The organism is Pauljensenia hongkongensis (assembly GCF_001746855.1).
GTDB classification, from domain to species: Bacteria; Actinomycetota; Actinomycetes; order Actinomycetales; family Actinomycetaceae; genus Pauljensenia; species Pauljensenia hongkongensis.
This window is the reverse complement of the sequence record NZ_CP017298.1, coordinates 240,220-255,684: the sequence shown is the minus strand read 5'-3', so window position 1 is coordinate 255,684 and position 15,465 is coordinate 240,220. Positions and strand designations below refer to the sequence as shown.

Below are 15,465 nucleotides of genomic sequence, written 5' to 3'. Positions count from 1 at the left end.
CATGAGCGACACCACCGCCCAGCGCGAGGTCGGCACCCCCAGGGTCAAGCACGGCATGGCCCAGATGCTCAAGGGCGGCGTCATCATGGATGTCGTCACCCCCGACCAGGCGAAGATCGCCGAGGACGCGGGCGCCGTGGCCGTCATGGCCCTCGAGCGGGTCCCCGCGGACATCCGCGCCCAGGGGGGCGTGGCCCGCATGTCCGACCCGGACCTGATCGACGGGATCATCGACGCCGTGTCGATCCCCGTCATGGCCAAGGCCCGCATCGGGCACTTCGTCGAGGCGCAGGTCCTGCAGTCCCTGGGCGTGGACTACATCGACGAGTCCGAGGTGCTCACCCCCGCCGACTACGAGCACCACATCGACAAGTGGGCCTTCACCGTCCCCTTCGTGTGCGGCGCCACCAACCTGGGCGAGGCGCTGCGGCGCATCAACGAGGGCGCGGCCATGATCCGCTCCAAGGGCGAGGCGGGCACCGGCGACGTGTCCAACGCCACGACCCACATGCGCAAGATCCGCGACGAGATCCGCCGCCTCACCTCCCTGCCCGCCGACGAGCTCTACGTCGCGGCCAAGGAACTGCAGGCCCCCTACGAACTGGTCGCCGAGGTCGCCCGCGAGGGGCGCCTGCCCGTCGTCCTGTTCACCGCCGGCGGCATCGCCACCCCCGCCGACGCCGCCATGATGATGCAACTGGGCGCCGAGGGCGTTTTCGTGGGGTCGGGCATCTTCAAGTCCGGCGACCCCGCCAAGCGCGCTGCCGCCATCGTCAAGGCCACGACCTTCCACGACGACCCCGCCGTCATCGCCGAGGTGTCGCGCGGCCTGGGCGAGGCGATGGTGGGCATCAACGTCGACGACGTGCCCGTCGGCCACCGCCTCGCGGAGCGCGGATGGTGACCATCGGCGTCCTCGCCCTGCAGGGCGATGTCGCCGAGCACGTGCGGGCGCTGGAGGCCTCCGGCGCCCGCGCCCGCGTCGTGAGGAGGGAGCCGGAGCTCGACGGCGTGGACGGCCTGGTGGTCCCGGGCGGGGAGTCCACCACCATGTCCAAACTGCTCGTGTCCTTCGGCCTCTTCGACCCGCTGGCGCGGCGCATCGGCGCGGGCATGCCCGTCTACGGGTCGTGCGCGGGCATGATCGCGCTCGCCTCCACCATCGTGGACGGGCGGGACGACCAACTGTGCTTCGGGGCCCTCGACATGGTGGTGAGGCGCAACGCCTTCGGCCGCCAGATCGACTCCCACGAGGAGGACCTGCGGGTCGAGGGCATCGCCGGGGGCCCCCTGCGCGCCGTCTTCATCCGCGCCCCCTGGGTGGAGTCGGTGGGCCCCGGGGTGCGGGTCATCGCGCGCTCGGGCAACCGGGAGGACGGCCCCATCGTCGCGGTCCGCAAGGGGGCCGTCATGGCCACCTCCTTCCACCCCGAGATCGGCGGGGACCACCGCTTCCACGCGCTCTTCGTCGACGCCGTCAGGGGGAGCGGGCAGTGCGCGTGATGGGCATCGACCCGGGCCTGACCCGGTGCGGGCTGGGCGTCATCGACGTCGACCCCTCCCGCAGGGCCACCCTGGTGCACGTGGGGGTGGCGCGCTCCGACAAGGACCTGGCCACCCATTTCCGCCTCACGGCCATCGCGGACGCCATCGACGCCGTCATCGAGCGCCACCGCCCCGAGGTCGTCGCAATCGAGCGCGTCTTCGCCCAGGACAACCTCCAATCGGTGACCACCACCATGCAGGTGATGGGCGCGGCCATGGCGTGCGTGGGCCGCGCCGGGCTGCCCCTGGCCGTCCACACCCCCTCCGAGGTCAAGTCCGCCGTGTCGGGCAACGGCAACGCGGGCAAGGCCCAGGTGCAGACCATGGTCGCCCGCATCCTCGGCCTGGCCGAGGCGCCCAGGCCCGCCGATGCCGCCGACTCCCTGGCCATCGCGATCTGCCACGCGTGGCGGGGGACGGGGCTGCTGGGCGCGCCCGCCGACTCCTCCATCGCGGTGTCCCTGTCGGGCCGCCTCACCGCCCGCACCGAGATGACGCCCGCGCAGCGCGCGTGGGCCCAGGCGCAGGCCGCGCAACGCCGCACCGGAGCGGTCGATCCGGCGCGCAGGCGCGGCTAGTATCGTACACATGTTCGCCCCGCGGCCGCGGGGACCTGCCGACGGGAGGGGAATCGCGTGATCGCACTGCTTCGTGGGGTGGTCGAGTCCATCGGGCTCGACCAGGTCGTCGTGAGCGCGGGCGGAGTGGGCTTCGGCGTGCGCGTCACCCCCGCCCACGCCCAGTCGCTGACCCGCGGCGACGAGGCCGTGGTCCACACCGCCATGGTGGTGCGCGAGGACTCCCTGACCCTCTACGGCTTCGCGTCCGCCGACGAGCGCGACGTCTTCGAGCGCCTCATGGGCGTGACGGGGATCGGCCCGAAGACCGCGCTGGCCGCCCTGGCCGTGCTGCGCCCCGACGACCTGCGCCGCGCGGTGCGCGACCAGGACATCGCGACCCTGCAGAAGATCCCCGGAGTGGGGCGCAAATCCGCCCAGAGGATGGCCCTGGAGGTCGGCGGCAAACTGGGGGCGCCCGCGCAGCTGCCCGAACAGGGCGGCCCGGCCGCCGCGCCCGCCGGGGAGGTGGAGGCCGAGGTCAGGGCCGCGCTGGTGGGCCTGGGCTGGTCCGAGGCGCAGGCCGCCAAGGCCGTCGACGCCCTCTCGGGCCAGGGGCTGGGCGCCTCGGACATGCTCCGCTCCGCGCTCGTGAGCCTGGGGGGCGGACGTGGCTGAGCCCGACGGCCTGCCCGGCGGCGAGCCCATGCGCGTCGTCGCCCCCGACGCCGGGGAGATCGAGCGCGCCGCCGAGGCGGCCCTGCGCCCCAAGCGCCTCGCCGAGTTCGTGGGCCAGCGCGTCGTGCGCGGACAGCTGCAGCTCGTCCTCGACGCCGCGCGGGGCCGGGGCGCCTCGCCCGACCACGTTCTGCTGGCGGGCCCCCCGGGCCTGGGCAAGACCACCCTCGCCATGATCATCGCCGCCGAGATGGGCACGTCGCTGCGCCTGACCTCGGGCCCGGCGATCCAGCACGCGGGGGACCTGGCCGCCATCCTGTCGGGCCTGCAGGAGGGGGACATCCTCTTCATCGACGAGATCCACCGCCTGGCCCGCACCGCCGAGGAGATGCTCTACCTGGCGATGGAGGACTTCCGCGTCGACGTCGTCGTGGGCAAGGGCCCCGGCGCCACGTCGATCCCCTTGACGCTGCCGCGCTTCACCGCGGTCGGCGCGACGACCCGCTCGGGGCTGCTGCCCGCGCCCCTGCGCGACCGGTTCGGCTTCACCGCGCACCTGGAGTTCTACGAGACGGACGAGCTCGAGCAGGTGGTCGCGCGCTCCGCCTCCCTGCTGGGCGCCCCCCTGGGGGAGGGCGCCGCCCACGAGATCGCCTCCCGCTCCAGGGGGACGCCGCGCATCGCCAACCGCCTGCTGCGCCGCGTGGTCGACTACGCCCAGGTCCACGGCGACGGCGCCGCCACCCTCGGGGCGGCGCGGGCGGCCCTGGCCCTCTTCGAGGTCGACCCCCTCGGGCTGGACCGCCTCGACCGGGCGGTCCTGGAGGCCGTGTGCAAGCGCTTCGCGGGCGGGCCCGTGGGGCTGACCACCCTGTCGGTGACGATCGGCGAGGAGGCGGAGACAGTCGAGACGGTCGCCGAGCCCTACCTGGTGCGTGAGGGGTTCCTGGTGCGCACCAACCGCGGGCGGATGGCCACCCCCAGGGCGTGGGAGCACCTGGGACTGGCGCCGCCGGACGCCGGGGCAGTGCTTTTCCGTTGAGGATCCGCCATGCGGCGCGCCGTGACGATTACCGCTTAGACCTGGGCGTGTTCACGCACTAGACTGTGCTGGCGTGTGTTTTTCGCACGCCCCTCCGCAACGAAAGAGAACACTCGTGGACCAGAACCTTCTGCTCATCGCCATGCTCGTGCTGGCCGTCGGCGTCATGTGGTACTCCGGCCGTTCCCGCAAACAGCAGATGGCAAAAATGGAAGAGGAGAAACGCGAGCAGCTCCGCACCGTGACCCCCGGCGCCTGGGTCCACACCCGGGTGGGCTTCTGGGGGCGCTTCGTGGACCTCGACGGCGACATCGTCGTCCTGGAGACCACCGACGGGCACGAGATGTACTGGGACCGCCAGATGATCGGCGAGATCGGCGGGGAGCCCCCGCTCGAGGGCGCTGGCGCGCAAGAGGGGGCCGAGGACGACGACGAGGCCCCCGAGGAGGACGAGGCCGTGCTGGGCCTGGAGACCTCGGCCGACCAGTCCGACGGGCCGGAGGACGCCGGTGCCGCGACCGGGGCCGCCGACGAGGCGGACGACAAGAACTGAACTAGCCGAACAGGCTCTGGAGAGAACTACCGTGGCAACCAAGAAGCGCCGCCCTGTGCGCTCGCTCGTGGTGCTGCTGGTCGCGATGGTCGCGGCCGGAGCGGCACTCGTGATCGGGCACGTGACCAAGGGCGTCTCATACGTACCCGACCTCGCGCTCGACCTGCAGGGCGGGACCCAGCTGATCCTCACCCCCAAGGCCACGGCCGAGGGCCAGCGCGAGATCACCGAGAACGACATCACGCAGGCGATCAGCATCATCCGCAACCGCATCGACGCCTCGGGCGTCGCGGAGTCGGAGATCACGTCGATGGGCAATTCGAACATCACAGTGTCGATCCCCGGGACGCCCTCGCAGGAGACCCTCGACCTCATCCGCTCCTCGTCGCAGATGAACTTCCGCCCGGTGCTGCGCATGGGCGCCGCGACGGGCGTACGCCAGGACGCCTCCCAGACCCAGGCGAACGATCCGTCGGGCTCCCAGTCCGGATCGGACTCCCAGTCCGGGGCCGGCCAGTCGGCGCAGGAGCCCGATCAGCAGGACGCGCAGTCCGGCCAGCAGGTCTCCACGGCCATGGACCCGGCCACCGCGCTGGCCACGGCCGACCAGGACAAGGACGGCCGGCTCTCCGACGCCCCCGCCTCCACGCCCCCCAACGCCTCGGACCTGGGTTGGGTGACCGAGCAGGTCATGTACGACTTCCTCACCCTCGACTGCTCCGCGGCCGCTGACGCCTCGCGCACCGAGGGCGCGGCCGACAAGCCCTACGCGGCGTGCGACTCCAACGGGCAGATCAAGTACATCCTGGGCCCCGTGACCGTTCCCGGCTCCGACCTCAAGGCCGCCAGCGCCGGCCAGGTCCGCAACTCCACCGGCCAGACCACGGGGGAGTGGGGAGTGGACCTGCAGTTCAACGACGCGGGCACCCAGGCGTTCTCCGAGTCCTCCACGATCCTCTACGGCTTCCACTCCCAGGACGCCCAGGGCTCCAGCTTCTACAGGGGAAGCCCCGACCGCAACCACTTCGCGGTCGTCCTGGACGGAACGGTCATCACCGCGCCCTCCATGAACGCGGTCATCCCCAACGGCCAGGCGCAGATCACCGGCAACTTCACCGCCACCTCCGCCGCGTCGCTGGCCAACCAGCTCAGCTTCGGCTCCCTGCCCCTCAACTTCGAGGTCGAGTCCGAGCAGCAGATCTCGGCGACCCTGGGCTCGGACCACCTGGAGAAGGGCCTGTGGGCGGCCGTCATCGGCTTCGCCCTGGTCATCCTCTACCTGATCTGGCAGTACCGGGGCCTGGCGGTCATCTCCGCCGGCTCGCTCATCATCGCGACCGTCATCACGTACCAGGTGATCGCGCTGCTGTCGTGGTTGATGGGCTACCGCCTCTCTCTGGCGGGCGTCGCCGGCCTCATCATGGCGATCGGCGTGACCACGGACTCCTTCATCGTCTACTTCGAGCGCGTGCGCGACGAGGTCCGCGAGGGCCGGCCGCTGCGGGCCGCCGTCGAGGAGGGCTGGGACCGCGCCAAGCGCACGATCGTCGTCTCCGACGCCGTGAACCTGGTGGCGGCCGTGGTCCTCTACCTGCTGGCCGTCGGCGGCGTCCAGGGCTTCGCCTTCACGCTCGGCGTCACGACAGTCATCGACCTCGCGGTGATCTTCCTCTTCACGCACCCGATGATGGAGCTGCTGATCCGCACGCGCTTCTTCGGCCAGGGCCACAAGCTCTCCGGCCTCGACCCCGAGCACCTGGGAGCCAAGAACTCCCTCGTCTACGCCGGGCGCGGCAGGGTCGTGTCCCGCGGGTCGGCGGCGTCCGGGGGAGCGGACGGCGCCGACGAGAGCAAGTCCATCGCCCAGCGCCGCAGGGAGGCCCGCCTGGCCGCGCGAGCCAGCGCCGACGAGGCGGGGGCCGATGCCGTCCGGACGGGCGCCGCCGAGCAGGAAGGGGAACGCTGAAATGATGAGTTTCGCTCAGTGGGGCAACGCCCTGTACTCGGGTGACAAGTCCTACCGCGTCGTCCCCAGGCGCAAGGCGTTCGTCGGCGTCGCCGCCGCTGTGATCGTCGTGTGCTTCGCGCTGGCCGGCCTGCTCGGCCTGAACCGCTCGATCGAGTTCACCGGCGGCTCCCAGTTCGACGTGACCAACGTCGCCGACCAGTCCGAGTCGACCGCCACCCGCGCGGTGACGGGCACGGGCCTCGTGTCCTCGGCGAAGGTGACGCGCGTGGGCTCCACCGGCGTGCGCATCCAGACGGACTCGCTGGACACCGCGCAGACCGCCACGGTGCGCAGCGCCCTGGCCGGCGCCTACGGCGTCGATTCGGCCGACGTGGCCTCCTCCTCGATCGGCCCCTCGTGGGGCTCGGCGGTGACCACGAAGGCCGCGCAGTCCCTGGCGATCTTCATGGCCCTGGTGGCGCTCCTCATGACCGTGTACTTCCGGTCGTGGAGGATGGCGGCGTCCGCCCTGCTGGCGCTTCTGCACGACATCGCCGTCACCGTGGGGGTCTTCGCCATCGCGCAGGCCGAGGTCTCCCCGGCCACCGTCATCGGCTTCCTGACGATCCTCGGCTACTCGCTCTACGACACCGTCGTGGTCTTCGACAAGGTCCGCGAGCTCACCGCGGACGTCTACGACCAGAAGCACTACACCTTCGCCGAGTTCGTGAACCTGGCCGTCAACCAGACGATGGTGCGCTCCATCAACACCTCCGTGGTGGCGCTGCTGCCGGTCGGCTCGATCCTGCTCATCGGGTCGGTGCTGCTGGGCACGGGCACCCTCACCGACATCTCGCTGGCCCTGTTCATCGGCATGATCGCCGGCACCTACTCCTCGATCTTCATCGCCTCGCCGCTGCTGGTCACCTTCCAGGAGATGAGCAGGAGGACCCAGGAGCACAACAAGGCGGTCGCCAAGCAGCGCGCCAGCGCCGAGGGCCCCGACGCGGAGCCCGCCCGGGTCAAGGTCGCCCCCATCAAGCCGGGCCGCCACCTCGGCCAGGCGGCCCAGCCCCGGCGCAGGAGGCAGCGATGATCGGAGAACTCGGAGAGTGCATCGCCGAACTGGTGCGCGACAACCTGGTGGAGGTGCCCGACTTCCCCGAGCCCGGGATCCTCTTCCGCGACATCACAGAGCTCATGGCGAACGGACCGGCCTTCAAGGAGCTCGTCGAGCTGATCGGCTCGCGCTACGAGGGGCGCATCGACGCCGTCGCCGGACTGGAGTCGCGCGGCTTCATCCTGGGCGCCCCGGTGGCCACCGAGCTCGGTCTGGGGATGCTCACGATCCGCAAGGCGGGCAAGCTGCCCGGCCACGTCATCGGCGTCGACTACTCCCTGGAGTACGGCAGCGCGCGGATGGAGATCCACCCTGAGTCGGTCGTCCCCGGCTCGCGGGTTCTCGTCATCGACGACGTCCTGGCCACAGGCGGGACGGCCGGGGCCGCGGTCGAGCTCATCCGCCAGTGCGGCGCCGACGTGGCCGCGGTCGCGGTGCTGCTCGAGCTCACGGATCTCAAGGGCAGGGAGCGCCTCAGGGGCATCACGGTGGAGACCGCGCTCAAGGTGTAGGGGCTCGCGCGCCCGCCCCGGGGCCGACGACCGCGTTGCAGTGGCCGTCGGCCCCGCGCATTCGCCTATCATGTGTGCATGAGCGGCGATGACAACTCCGGACAGGGCGCTGCGCTGCCCGCGGCGGGCTCGCGGGTGCGTTCGGGCCTGCTGTGGTTCGGCGCGCGCTCGCGCGCCACGATCCCCCAGATCGAGCCCCTGGTCCGGGCGCTCAGGGCCAACCACCCCAAGGCCGACATCGCGGTGGTCGAAAGGGCGTACCGCACGGCCGAGGCGTGCCACAGCGGGCAGACGCGCAAGAGCGGGGAGCCCTACATCACGCACCCGGTGGCCGTGGCCACGATCCTGGCTGAGATGGGCATGACGACCCCCACGCTGGTGGCGGCCCTGCTCCACGACACGGTGGAGGACACCGACTACACCCTCGACCAGTTGCGCGCGGAGTACGGCGACGCGATCGCGGACCTGGTGGACGGCGTCACCAAGCTCGACAAGGTCCACTACGGGGCGGCCGCCCAGTCCGAGACGCTGCGCAAGATGCTGGTCGCCATGAGCCGCGACATCCGGGTGCTGCTCATCAAACTGGGGGACAGGCTGCACAACGCGCGCACGTGGCGCTTCGTCCCGGCCGCCTCGGCGGCGAAGAAGGCGCAGGAGACACTGGAGATCTACGCGCCCCTGGCCCACCGCCTCGGCATGAACATGGTGAAGTGGGAGCTGGAAGAGCTGTCCTTCAAGACGCTGTACCCGCAGATCTACGAGGAGATCGACCACCTCGTGGCCGAGCGCGCCCCCCAGCGCGAGGAGTACCTGCGCGACGTCATCGACCAGATCGAGGAGGACCTGCGCCGCTCGGGCACGAAGGGGACGGTGAGCGGCCGGCCCAAGAGCCACTACTCGATCTACCAGAAGATGATCGTCCGCGGCAAGGCCTTCGACGAGGTATTCGACCTGGTGGCCGTGCGGGTGCTCGTGCAGTCCATCAAGGACTGCTACGCGGTCCTCGGCTCGCTGCACGGCAGGTGGAACCCGATCCCGGGCCGCTTCAAGGACTACATCGCGATGCCCAAGTTCAACCTCTACCAGTCGCTGCACACGACGGTGGTGGGCCCGGGCGGCAAGCCGGTCGAGATCCAGATCCGCACCTTCGACATGCACGAGCGCGCCGAGCACGGCGTGGCGGCGCACTGGAAGTACAAGCAGAACCCCAACGCCCAGGGCGAGACCGACAAGATGGGGGCCGACGAGCAGGCGAACTGGTTGCGCGCCCTGGTGGAGATGGAGCGCGAGACCGGGGACCCCGAGGAGTTCCTCGACTCGCTGCGCTACGAGATCGCCGGCGACGAGGTCTACGTCTTCACCCCCAAGGGGGAGGTCGTCACCCTGCCGGCCAGGGCGACGCCCGTGGACTTCGCCTACGCGGTCCACACCGAGGTCGGCCACCGCACAGTGGGCGCGAAGGTGAACGGGCGCCTGGTGCCGCTGGACACCAGGCTGGAGTCGGGCGAGACGGTCGAGGTCGTGACCTCGAAGTCGGACAAGGCGGGGCCGTCGCGCGATTGGCTGGCGTTCGTGGCCTCGCCGCGCGCGCGCTCGAAGATCAAGGCGTGGTTCTCCAAGGAAAGGCGCGAGGAGGCCATCGAGTCGGGCAAGGAGGCGCTGGCGCGCGCGATGCGCAAGCAGAACCTGCCGCTGCAGCGCCTCATGAGCCACGAGTCGGTGCTGTCGGTGGCCACGTCCTTCGGCTACCCGGACGTGTCGGGGCTGTACGCGGCCCTCGGCGAGGGGCACGTGTCCGCCCAGAGCGTCGTGACGAGGCTGGTCGACAACCTGGGCGGCGGCGACGGAACGGAGGAGACCCTCTCCGAGGCGGTGACGCCGGGGCAGCCCAAGATCCGCCAGGACCCGGCCCGCGAGGGCGCGATCGTGGTGGCGGGCATGAGCCCCAACGAGATCTGGGTGAAGCTCGCGAAGTGCTGCACCCCGGTGCCCGGCGACGAAATCGTGGGATTCATCACGCGAGGCCAGGGGGTCTCCATCCACCGCTCGACGTGCGCCAACGCGGTCCGCCTCGGCGAGCTGCAGCCGCAGCGCTTCGTCGACGTGAGCTGGAGCGGGGAGGGGGTGGGCGCGCCCTTCCGCGTGCAGATCGAGGTGCGCGCCCTGGACCGGGGCGGCCTGCTGTCGGATCTGACCCGCGTGCTCTCCGACTACGGGGTCAACATCCTCTCCGCCTCGCTCAACACCTCCGGCGACCAGGTGGCCGGCGGGCGGTTCAGCTTCGAGCTGGCGGACCTGGGCCACCTCAACGCGGTGCTGGCGGCGCTGCGGCGCGTGGACGGGGTCTTCGAGGCGGTGCGGCTGTCGGACTAGGGGCGCGTCGTCCTGTACGGTGAGAACACCGGTGCAGCGGTGTTATCTCCGTCCTAATGCGTCCATCCGCTTCCGTCAGCGGCGTTAGATGTGACACACTGGGGCGTGTGCGCCTAATGAGGCGCGCAGCAGCGCCCGGGCGAACGCCCTCGTATTAGAAGGAAAATCGTGACTACGACGCCGATTCCATCCGAAGAGAACAACCCCGTCGACACGGCCGCCACGGTCCCGGTCGGCGGTGCTCCGTCCGCGGGCACGCCCCCGGAGGTGCCCGCCCACCCCTTCGCCCGCATCGACGCGGAGGGAACCGTGTACGTCAAGGACGGGGACTCGGAGCGCGCCATCGGCGCCTACCCCGAGGGGATCCCCGCCCAGCCCTACGCCCTCTACGAGCGCCGCTACGCCGACCTCGAGGCCTCCGTGCGCCTCTTCGAGGACCGCCTCGCCCAGCTCGCGCCCCGCGAGATCGACACGACCCTGGCCTCCATCCGCGAGCAGATCGCGGAGCCGAACGTCGTCGGCGACCTCGCGGCGCTGCGCCGTCGCGTGGACAGGGTCGCCGAGGCGGCCCAGGCGCGCAAGGAGACCGCCCGCGAGGAGCGCAAGGCCGCCAAGGCGCAGGCCCTCGACCAGCGCACCGGCGTCGTCGAGCGCGCCGAGGCCATCGTCGCCCAGGATCCGGCGCGCACCCACTGGAAGAACTCCGGGCAGGCCCTGCGCGAGCTCCTCGAGGAGTGGAAGACCCTCCAGCGGCGGGGCCCGCGCCTGGACAAGAGCACCGAGGACGAGCTGTGGAAGCGCTTCTCCTCCGCCCGCAGCCAGTTCGACCGCCTCCGCCGCCAGTACTTCTCGCAGCTCGACCAGGCCCAGTCCGAGGCGAAGCGCATCAAGGAGCGGCTCATCGCACAGGCGGAGGCCCTGCAGGCCTCCACCGACTGGGGGCGCACGACCGCCGCCTACCGGGACCTCATGAACCAGTGGAAGGCCGCCCCCCGCGCCTCGCGCAGGGAGGACGACGCCCTGTGGGCGCGCTTCCGCGCCGCCCAGCAGGTCTTCTTCGACGCCCGCCGCGCCAAGGACGAGGCCACCGACGCCGAGTACCGGCAGAACCTGGCCGCCAAGGAGGAGATCCTGGTGGACGCCGAGGCGATCCTGCCCGTCACCGACCTGGAGAAGGCGAAGGCCCAACTGCGCCGCATCCAGGACCGCTGGGAGGAGGTCGGGCGCGTCCCCTCCTCCGACCTGCACCGCGTCGAGGGCCGGCTGCGCGCCGTCGAGGCCGCGGTGCGCGAGGCGGAGGAGCGCGAGTGGCAGCGCACCAACCCCGAGACCCGCGCCCGCGCGGCCGGGGTCCTGGGCCAGCTCGAGGGGCAGATCGCCGACCTCGAGGCCGAACTGGCGCGCGCCGAGGCCTCCGGAGACAAGAAGAGGGCCGAGTCGGTGCGCGACGCCCTCACCACCAAGAGGGCCTGGCTCGACCAGATCTCCTCCACGATCGCCTGACCCATGCGCCTGCACGTCATCCCCTCGCCGTACTACGCGGCGAACGCCCTGGTCCTCGTCCCTGCCCAGGGCTCGGCGGCCCTGGTCGTCGACCCCTCCGCCGGCGTCCAGCACCTGCTGCGCGAGGTCCTCGACCTCGAGGGCGTCGGAGTGGGCGGCGTCTTGGCGACCCACGGGCACCCCGACCACGTGTGGGACTGCGCGGCGGTCGCCGGGTGGACCGACGGGCCGCAGCTGCCCGTGTACCTGCCCGGCCCTGACGTATACCGCATGGACGACCCCGCGGCCCACGTCCCCCTGCCCGCCCCCGGTTTCGCGGGGGAGTGGGTCAAGCCCGAGCGCGTGGAGCCCGTGCCCGCGGGCGCCTTCGAGATCGTGGAGGGCGTGCGGCTGCGCATGCTGCCCGCGCCCGGCCACTCGGAGGGGTCGGCCCTGTTCCTGGGCGAGTGCGAGCTGGACATCCGCGTCGACAACACCTCGTTCTACCACTCCGACGGCCCGGTGCCGTGGGCCCTCAGCGGCGATGTGATCTTCCGCGGCAGCGTCGGGCGCACCGACCTGCCCGGCGGGGACGAGACGCAGATGCGCCACAGCCTGCGCACCGTGTCCAACGCGATCGACCCCGCGACCGTCCTGATCCCCGGTCACGGGCCGGCCACCACCATGGCCGAGGAGATCGCGGCGAACGAGTACCTGATCCGCGCCCGCCGCATCGGCTGAGGCGCCGCGAAAGGAAGTGGATCCCTCCATGGCCCGCACATCCCTGTCCGGATTCCCCGAGTGGCTGCCCGACGGGCGCGTCGTCGAGCAGTACGTGCTCGACGCCCTGCGCCGCGTCTTCGAACTGCACGGGTTCTGCGGGATCGAGACGCGCGCCGTCGAGACCCTGGAGCAGCTGGAGGCCAAGGGCGAGACCTCGAAGGAGATCTACGTCCTCGACCGCCTGCAGGCCCTCAAGGCCGAGCAGGGGGGCCGCCGCCCCGGCAAGGAGCGCCGCATGGGCCTCCACTTCGACCTCACGGTCCCTTTCGCGCGCTACGTCGTCGAGAACGCCAACGAGTTGGACTTCCCCTTCAAGCGCTACCAGATCCAGAAGGTGTGGCGCGGTGAGCGCCCGCAGGAGGGCCGCTTCCGCGAATTCACGCAGGCCGACATCGACGTGGTGGGCAACGGGCAGCTGCCGTTCCACTTCGAGGTCGACCTGCCCCTGGTCATGGCGGAGGCGCTCAACTCCCTGCCGATCCCGCCTGTGAGGGTTCTCGTGAACAACCGCAAGGTCGTCCAGGGCGCGTGCGAGTGCCTGGGGGTCGGCGACGTGGACGCCGCGCTGCGGGGCCTGGACAAACTCGACAAGATCGGCGCGGAGGGCGTCGCCGGGGAGCTCGCCGCCAGTGGCATCGGAGCCGCGCAGGCGCGCGCGCTGCTGGAGATGGCGCGCATCCGCAGCGCTTCGTCCTCCGAGGTCCGCTCCCGGGTGGCGGAGCTGGGCCTGTCTGGGCCCCTCCTGGAGGAGGGCCTGGGCGAATTGTGCGCGCTGCTGGATGCCGCGGGCTCCCGCATGCCGGGCGCGCTCGTCGCGGATCTGCGGATCGCCCGCGGCCTGGACTACTACACGGGCTCGGTCTACGAGTCGGAGGTGGAGGGCCACGAGGATCTGGGCTCTATCTGCTCGGGCGGGCGCTACGACTCGTTGGCCAGCGACTCCAAGCGCTCCTACCCGGGCGTCGGCCTGTCTATAGGCGTCTCGCGCCTGGTGTCCCGGATGATCTCGGCGCCCCTGGTGCGCGCGACCCGCCCGGTGCCGACCGCCGTGGTCGTCGCCGTGGCCAGCGAGGAGGAGCGGGAGCGCTCCGAGGCGGTCGCCCGCGCGTTGCGGGCACGGGGCATCCCCACGGACGTCGCGCCCAGTGCCGCGAAGTTCGGCAAGCAGATCAAGTTCGCCGACAGGCGCGCCATCCCCTTCGTGTGGTTCCCCGGTTCCGACGGGGCGGACACGGTCAAGGACATCCGCTCGGGCGAGCAGGTGGAGGCCGATTCCGCCACGTGGGCGCCGCCCGCGCAGGACCTCGCCCCCGGGGTCGTCCCGGTCTGAGCGCTCCCCGCCCCAGGCGGTCGGCGACCGGGCGCTCGGCCTGCGCCGGCCGTCCCGGTCCGAGCGCGCCGCCCGTGGTCACTGGTTGTTCGCGATCCACTCCTGGGCGGCGGTGGGCGCCTCGTCGGCCTCACGGATCTCGTCCGGCGCGATGGGGTCGTCCCCGAACTCCTCGCCCGTGCGCGCGGTGGTGGTGCCGACGGTGAGGACCATCGTGCGGCCCGTGTACAGGGGGATCGCGGTGTTCACCGAGGCGTACCCCGCGGTCGGCTGGCCGAAGGTGCGGACATTGGCCATCCCCCTGAAGGCCAGGAGGGCCTGCTCGCCCGACGACGCCGTCCGCTCGGAGGTGAGGACGGCCACGGGCACCGCGAGTTTCGCCCTCTGGCCCACCGAGGTCGGGGTGCCCCCTCCGGAGACCCTTCCGTCGGACAGCGCGACAGGGGTGCGCCGGTCGCCGATGGTGAAAGTCGCGACGACGCCGTCGGGCAGCAGCGGGGAGAGGCCCGCGATCATGGGGCCCATGTCCCCTCCGTCGTTGTCGCGGAGGTCGACGACGACACCGCACAGGTCGTCCTGGCTGAGGGCGTCGGCGATGGAATTGGCGTAGGAGCTGCCCTGCTCGGGCGTGCCCATGTAGCCGGGCAGGGCGACCGTGAGCACGCAGCCGCTCATCGACCAGGTCGGCGCCTCGTAGGAGTCGGCCCCCTGCTCGTCCGAGTCGGCGTCCGCGAGGAAGGAGTGCTTGCCGCCGGCGACTCCGATGGCATCGCCCAGGACGGCGTCGACCTCGTCGTGGGTGGTGGCGGCGTCGATGCGGGTGGCGGCGTCGGCGCGGGCCCCGGCCCACTGGGGGGTGTCCGCGTACAGGCCGTCGTCGAGGAGCCCCAGCGCGGTGCGCCCGTAGTCGCGCGCCGAGGGCGGGGGGAACCAGATCCCGAAGTGCGGTCCGTAGGCGTGCAGGGCCCACCCGATCGCGCCCGTGACGACGAGGACCGCCACGACCACTCCGGCGCCGATGGCGCGGGCGGAGCGGCGGCGCTTCTTCGGGGGTTCCTCGTCCAGGGGCTTCTCGTCGCTCATAACGCCATCCTACGGACGCCGACCCCGTCGTTGCATCAGGGAAGGGCCCCGGTCCGGCCCTGATTCCCCGCACACCACCGGTGAGAGAAGTCACCGGCGGGTTGGGGCCCTGGACGCGGTCCAACCGATAGGGTGGGGGAGCGAAGAGGCGCAGCCTCCTGAATATGGTGCCCGGGTCGACCGGAATGTGTTGTGGACAAGGCGGGCCGCGCGGGGCCCGACGCAGGCCCACCCGAGACGGTTCTGCAATCCACGATCAACACGGAGGAACACACATGCCCGACACCCCTATGACTTCTGACGCCATCGACGGCCCCGGCGGAGCCGCGGCCCCCTTTGACGCGACCACCGCCCCGGCGGATCCCCGGGGGGCGGACACGGTCACCGCGGCTCCCCACGAGGGGGCCGACAATGACGGGGCCGGGCCCGTCCGGCCCGCGGACAGCGCCCCCGCGCTGG

At 71.7% G+C, this 15,465-nt stretch carries 15 protein-coding genes; 14 read left to right on the top strand and 1 reads right to left on the bottom strand.

Annotated elements, in window-relative coordinates:
- Window position 1 precedes the first annotated feature (1 nt).
- The 13 genes from pdxS (at window position 2) to hisS (ending at window position 13,923) form a co-directional block, all read left to right on the top strand.
- Window positions 2-904 carry a pyridoxal 5'-phosphate synthase lyase subunit PdxS gene (gene pdxS / locus BH719_RS01130; protein ID WP_034255121.1) on the top strand — a complete coding sequence of 301 codons (903 nt, stop codon included), beginning with the start codon at window positions 2-4 and terminating at the stop codon, window positions 902-904.
- A complete protein-coding gene (gene pdxT / locus BH719_RS01125) occupies window positions 898-1,503 on the top strand; it encodes a pyridoxal 5'-phosphate synthase glutaminase subunit PdxT (protein WP_009400014.1) in 606 nt (201 codons plus the stop codon). The genes pdxS and pdxT overlap by 7 nt, the downstream gene beginning before the upstream one ends.
- Entirely contained in the window at window positions 1,494-2,123 is a 630-nt protein-coding gene (gene ruvC / locus BH719_RS01120) for a crossover junction endodeoxyribonuclease RuvC (RefSeq protein ID WP_009400013.1), read from the top strand. Before pdxT ends, ruvC begins: the two co-directional genes overlap by 10 nt.
- A gap of 57 nt (window positions 2,124-2,180) precedes the next feature.
- On the top strand, window positions 2,181-2,780 hold the full coding sequence (ruvA, locus tag BH719_RS01115; protein ID WP_009400012.1) for a Holliday junction branch migration protein RuvA: 600 nt from the start codon (window positions 2,181-2,183) through the stop codon (window positions 2,778-2,780).
- 28 nt (window positions 2,781-2,808) lie between these two features.
- A complete protein-coding gene (gene ruvB, locus BH719_RS01110; protein WP_050790649.1) occupies window positions 2,809-3,822 on the top strand; it encodes a Holliday junction branch migration DNA helicase RuvB in 1,014 nt (337 codons plus the stop codon).
- 115 nt (window positions 3,823-3,937) lie between these two features.
- Entirely contained in the window at window positions 3,938-4,375 is a 438-nt protein-coding gene (gene yajC, locus BH719_RS01105) for a preprotein translocase subunit YajC (RefSeq protein ID WP_034255119.1), read from the top strand.
- A gap of 31 nt (window positions 4,376-4,406) precedes the next feature.
- A complete protein-coding gene (gene secD, locus BH719_RS01100) occupies window positions 4,407-6,341 on the top strand; it encodes a protein translocase subunit SecD (RefSeq protein ID WP_009400010.1) in 1,935 nt (644 codons plus the stop codon).
- Window position 6,342: 1 nt separating this feature from the next.
- Window positions 6,343-7,419, top strand: coding sequence for a protein translocase subunit SecF (gene secF, locus BH719_RS01095; protein WP_034255118.1), 1,077 nt, complete (start codon window positions 6,343-6,345; stop codon window positions 7,417-7,419).
- The gene (locus BH719_RS01090) at window positions 7,416-7,955 is read left to right on the top strand and encodes an adenine phosphoribosyltransferase (protein WP_009400008.1); all 540 of its coding nucleotides are present in this window, start codon (window positions 7,416-7,418) and stop codon (window positions 7,953-7,955) included. The genes secF and BH719_RS01090 overlap by 4 nt, the downstream gene beginning before the upstream one ends.
- Before the next feature lie 78 nt (window positions 7,956-8,033).
- Window positions 8,034-10,328, top strand: coding sequence for a RelA/SpoT family protein (locus tag BH719_RS01085; protein WP_009400007.1), 2,295 nt, complete (start codon window positions 8,034-8,036; stop codon window positions 10,326-10,328).
- A 168-nt stretch (window positions 10,329-10,496) separates the two neighbouring features.
- Window positions 10,497-11,831 carry a DUF349 domain-containing protein gene (locus tag BH719_RS01080; protein WP_009400006.1) on the top strand — a complete coding sequence of 445 codons (1,335 nt, stop codon included), beginning with the start codon at window positions 10,497-10,499 and terminating at the stop codon, window positions 11,829-11,831.
- A gap of 3 nt (window positions 11,832-11,834) precedes the next feature.
- Complete coding sequence (locus BH719_RS01075; RefSeq protein ID WP_009400005.1) at window positions 11,835-12,551, top strand: MBL fold metallo-hydrolase; 717 nt, start codon at window positions 11,835-11,837, stop codon at window positions 12,549-12,551.
- A gap of 28 nt (window positions 12,552-12,579) precedes the next feature.
- Window positions 12,580-13,923, top strand: a complete 1,344-nt coding sequence (gene hisS / locus BH719_RS01070) for a histidine--tRNA ligase (RefSeq protein WP_009400004.1) — start codon at window positions 12,580-12,582, stop codon at window positions 13,921-13,923.
- A gap of 78 nt (window positions 13,924-14,001) precedes the next feature.
- Here the strand turns inward: hisS and BH719_RS01065 are convergent, their stop codons facing one another.
- Window positions 14,002-15,006, bottom strand: coding sequence for a S41 family peptidase (locus tag BH719_RS01065; protein ID WP_009400003.1), 1,005 nt, complete (start codon window positions 15,004-15,006; stop codon window positions 14,002-14,004).
- A gap of 275 nt (window positions 15,007-15,281) precedes the next feature.
- Between BH719_RS01065 and BH719_RS09475 the strand changes: the two genes are divergently transcribed.
- Window positions 15,282-15,465: hypothetical protein (locus BH719_RS09475; protein WP_034255117.1), on the top strand; the 184-nt coding region annotated here is incomplete at its 3' end.

Coding starts and splice junctions, on each gene's coding strand:
- pdxT (WP_009400014.1), top strand. CDS start 898: ATGGTGACCATCGGCGTCCTCGCCCTGCAGGGCGATGTCGCCGAGCAC.
- BH719_RS01075 (WP_009400005.1), top strand. CDS start 11,835: ATGCGCCTGCACGTCATCCCCTCGCCGTACTACGCGGCGAACGCCCTG.
- BH719_RS01090 (WP_009400008.1), top strand. CDS start 7,416: ATGATCGGAGAACTCGGAGAGTGCATCGCCGAACTGGTGCGCGACAAC.
- hisS (WP_009400004.1), top strand. CDS start 12,580: ATGGCCCGCACATCCCTGTCCGGATTCCCCGAGTGGCTGCCCGACGGG.
- BH719_RS01065 (WP_009400003.1), bottom strand. CDS start 15,006: ATGAGCGACGAGAAGCCCCTGGACGAGGAACCCCCGAAGAAGCGCCGC.
- pdxS (WP_034255121.1), top strand. CDS start 2: ATGAGCGACACCACCGCCCAGCGCGAGGTCGGCACCCCCAGGGTCAAG.
- secF (WP_034255118.1), top strand. CDS start 6,343: ATGATGAGTTTCGCTCAGTGGGGCAACGCCCTGTACTCGGGTGACAAG.
- ruvB (WP_050790649.1), top strand. CDS start 2,809: ATGCGCGTCGTCGCCCCCGACGCCGGGGAGATCGAGCGCGCCGCCGAG.
- BH719_RS01085 (WP_009400007.1), top strand. CDS start 8,034: ATGAGCGGCGATGACAACTCCGGACAGGGCGCTGCGCTGCCCGCGGCG.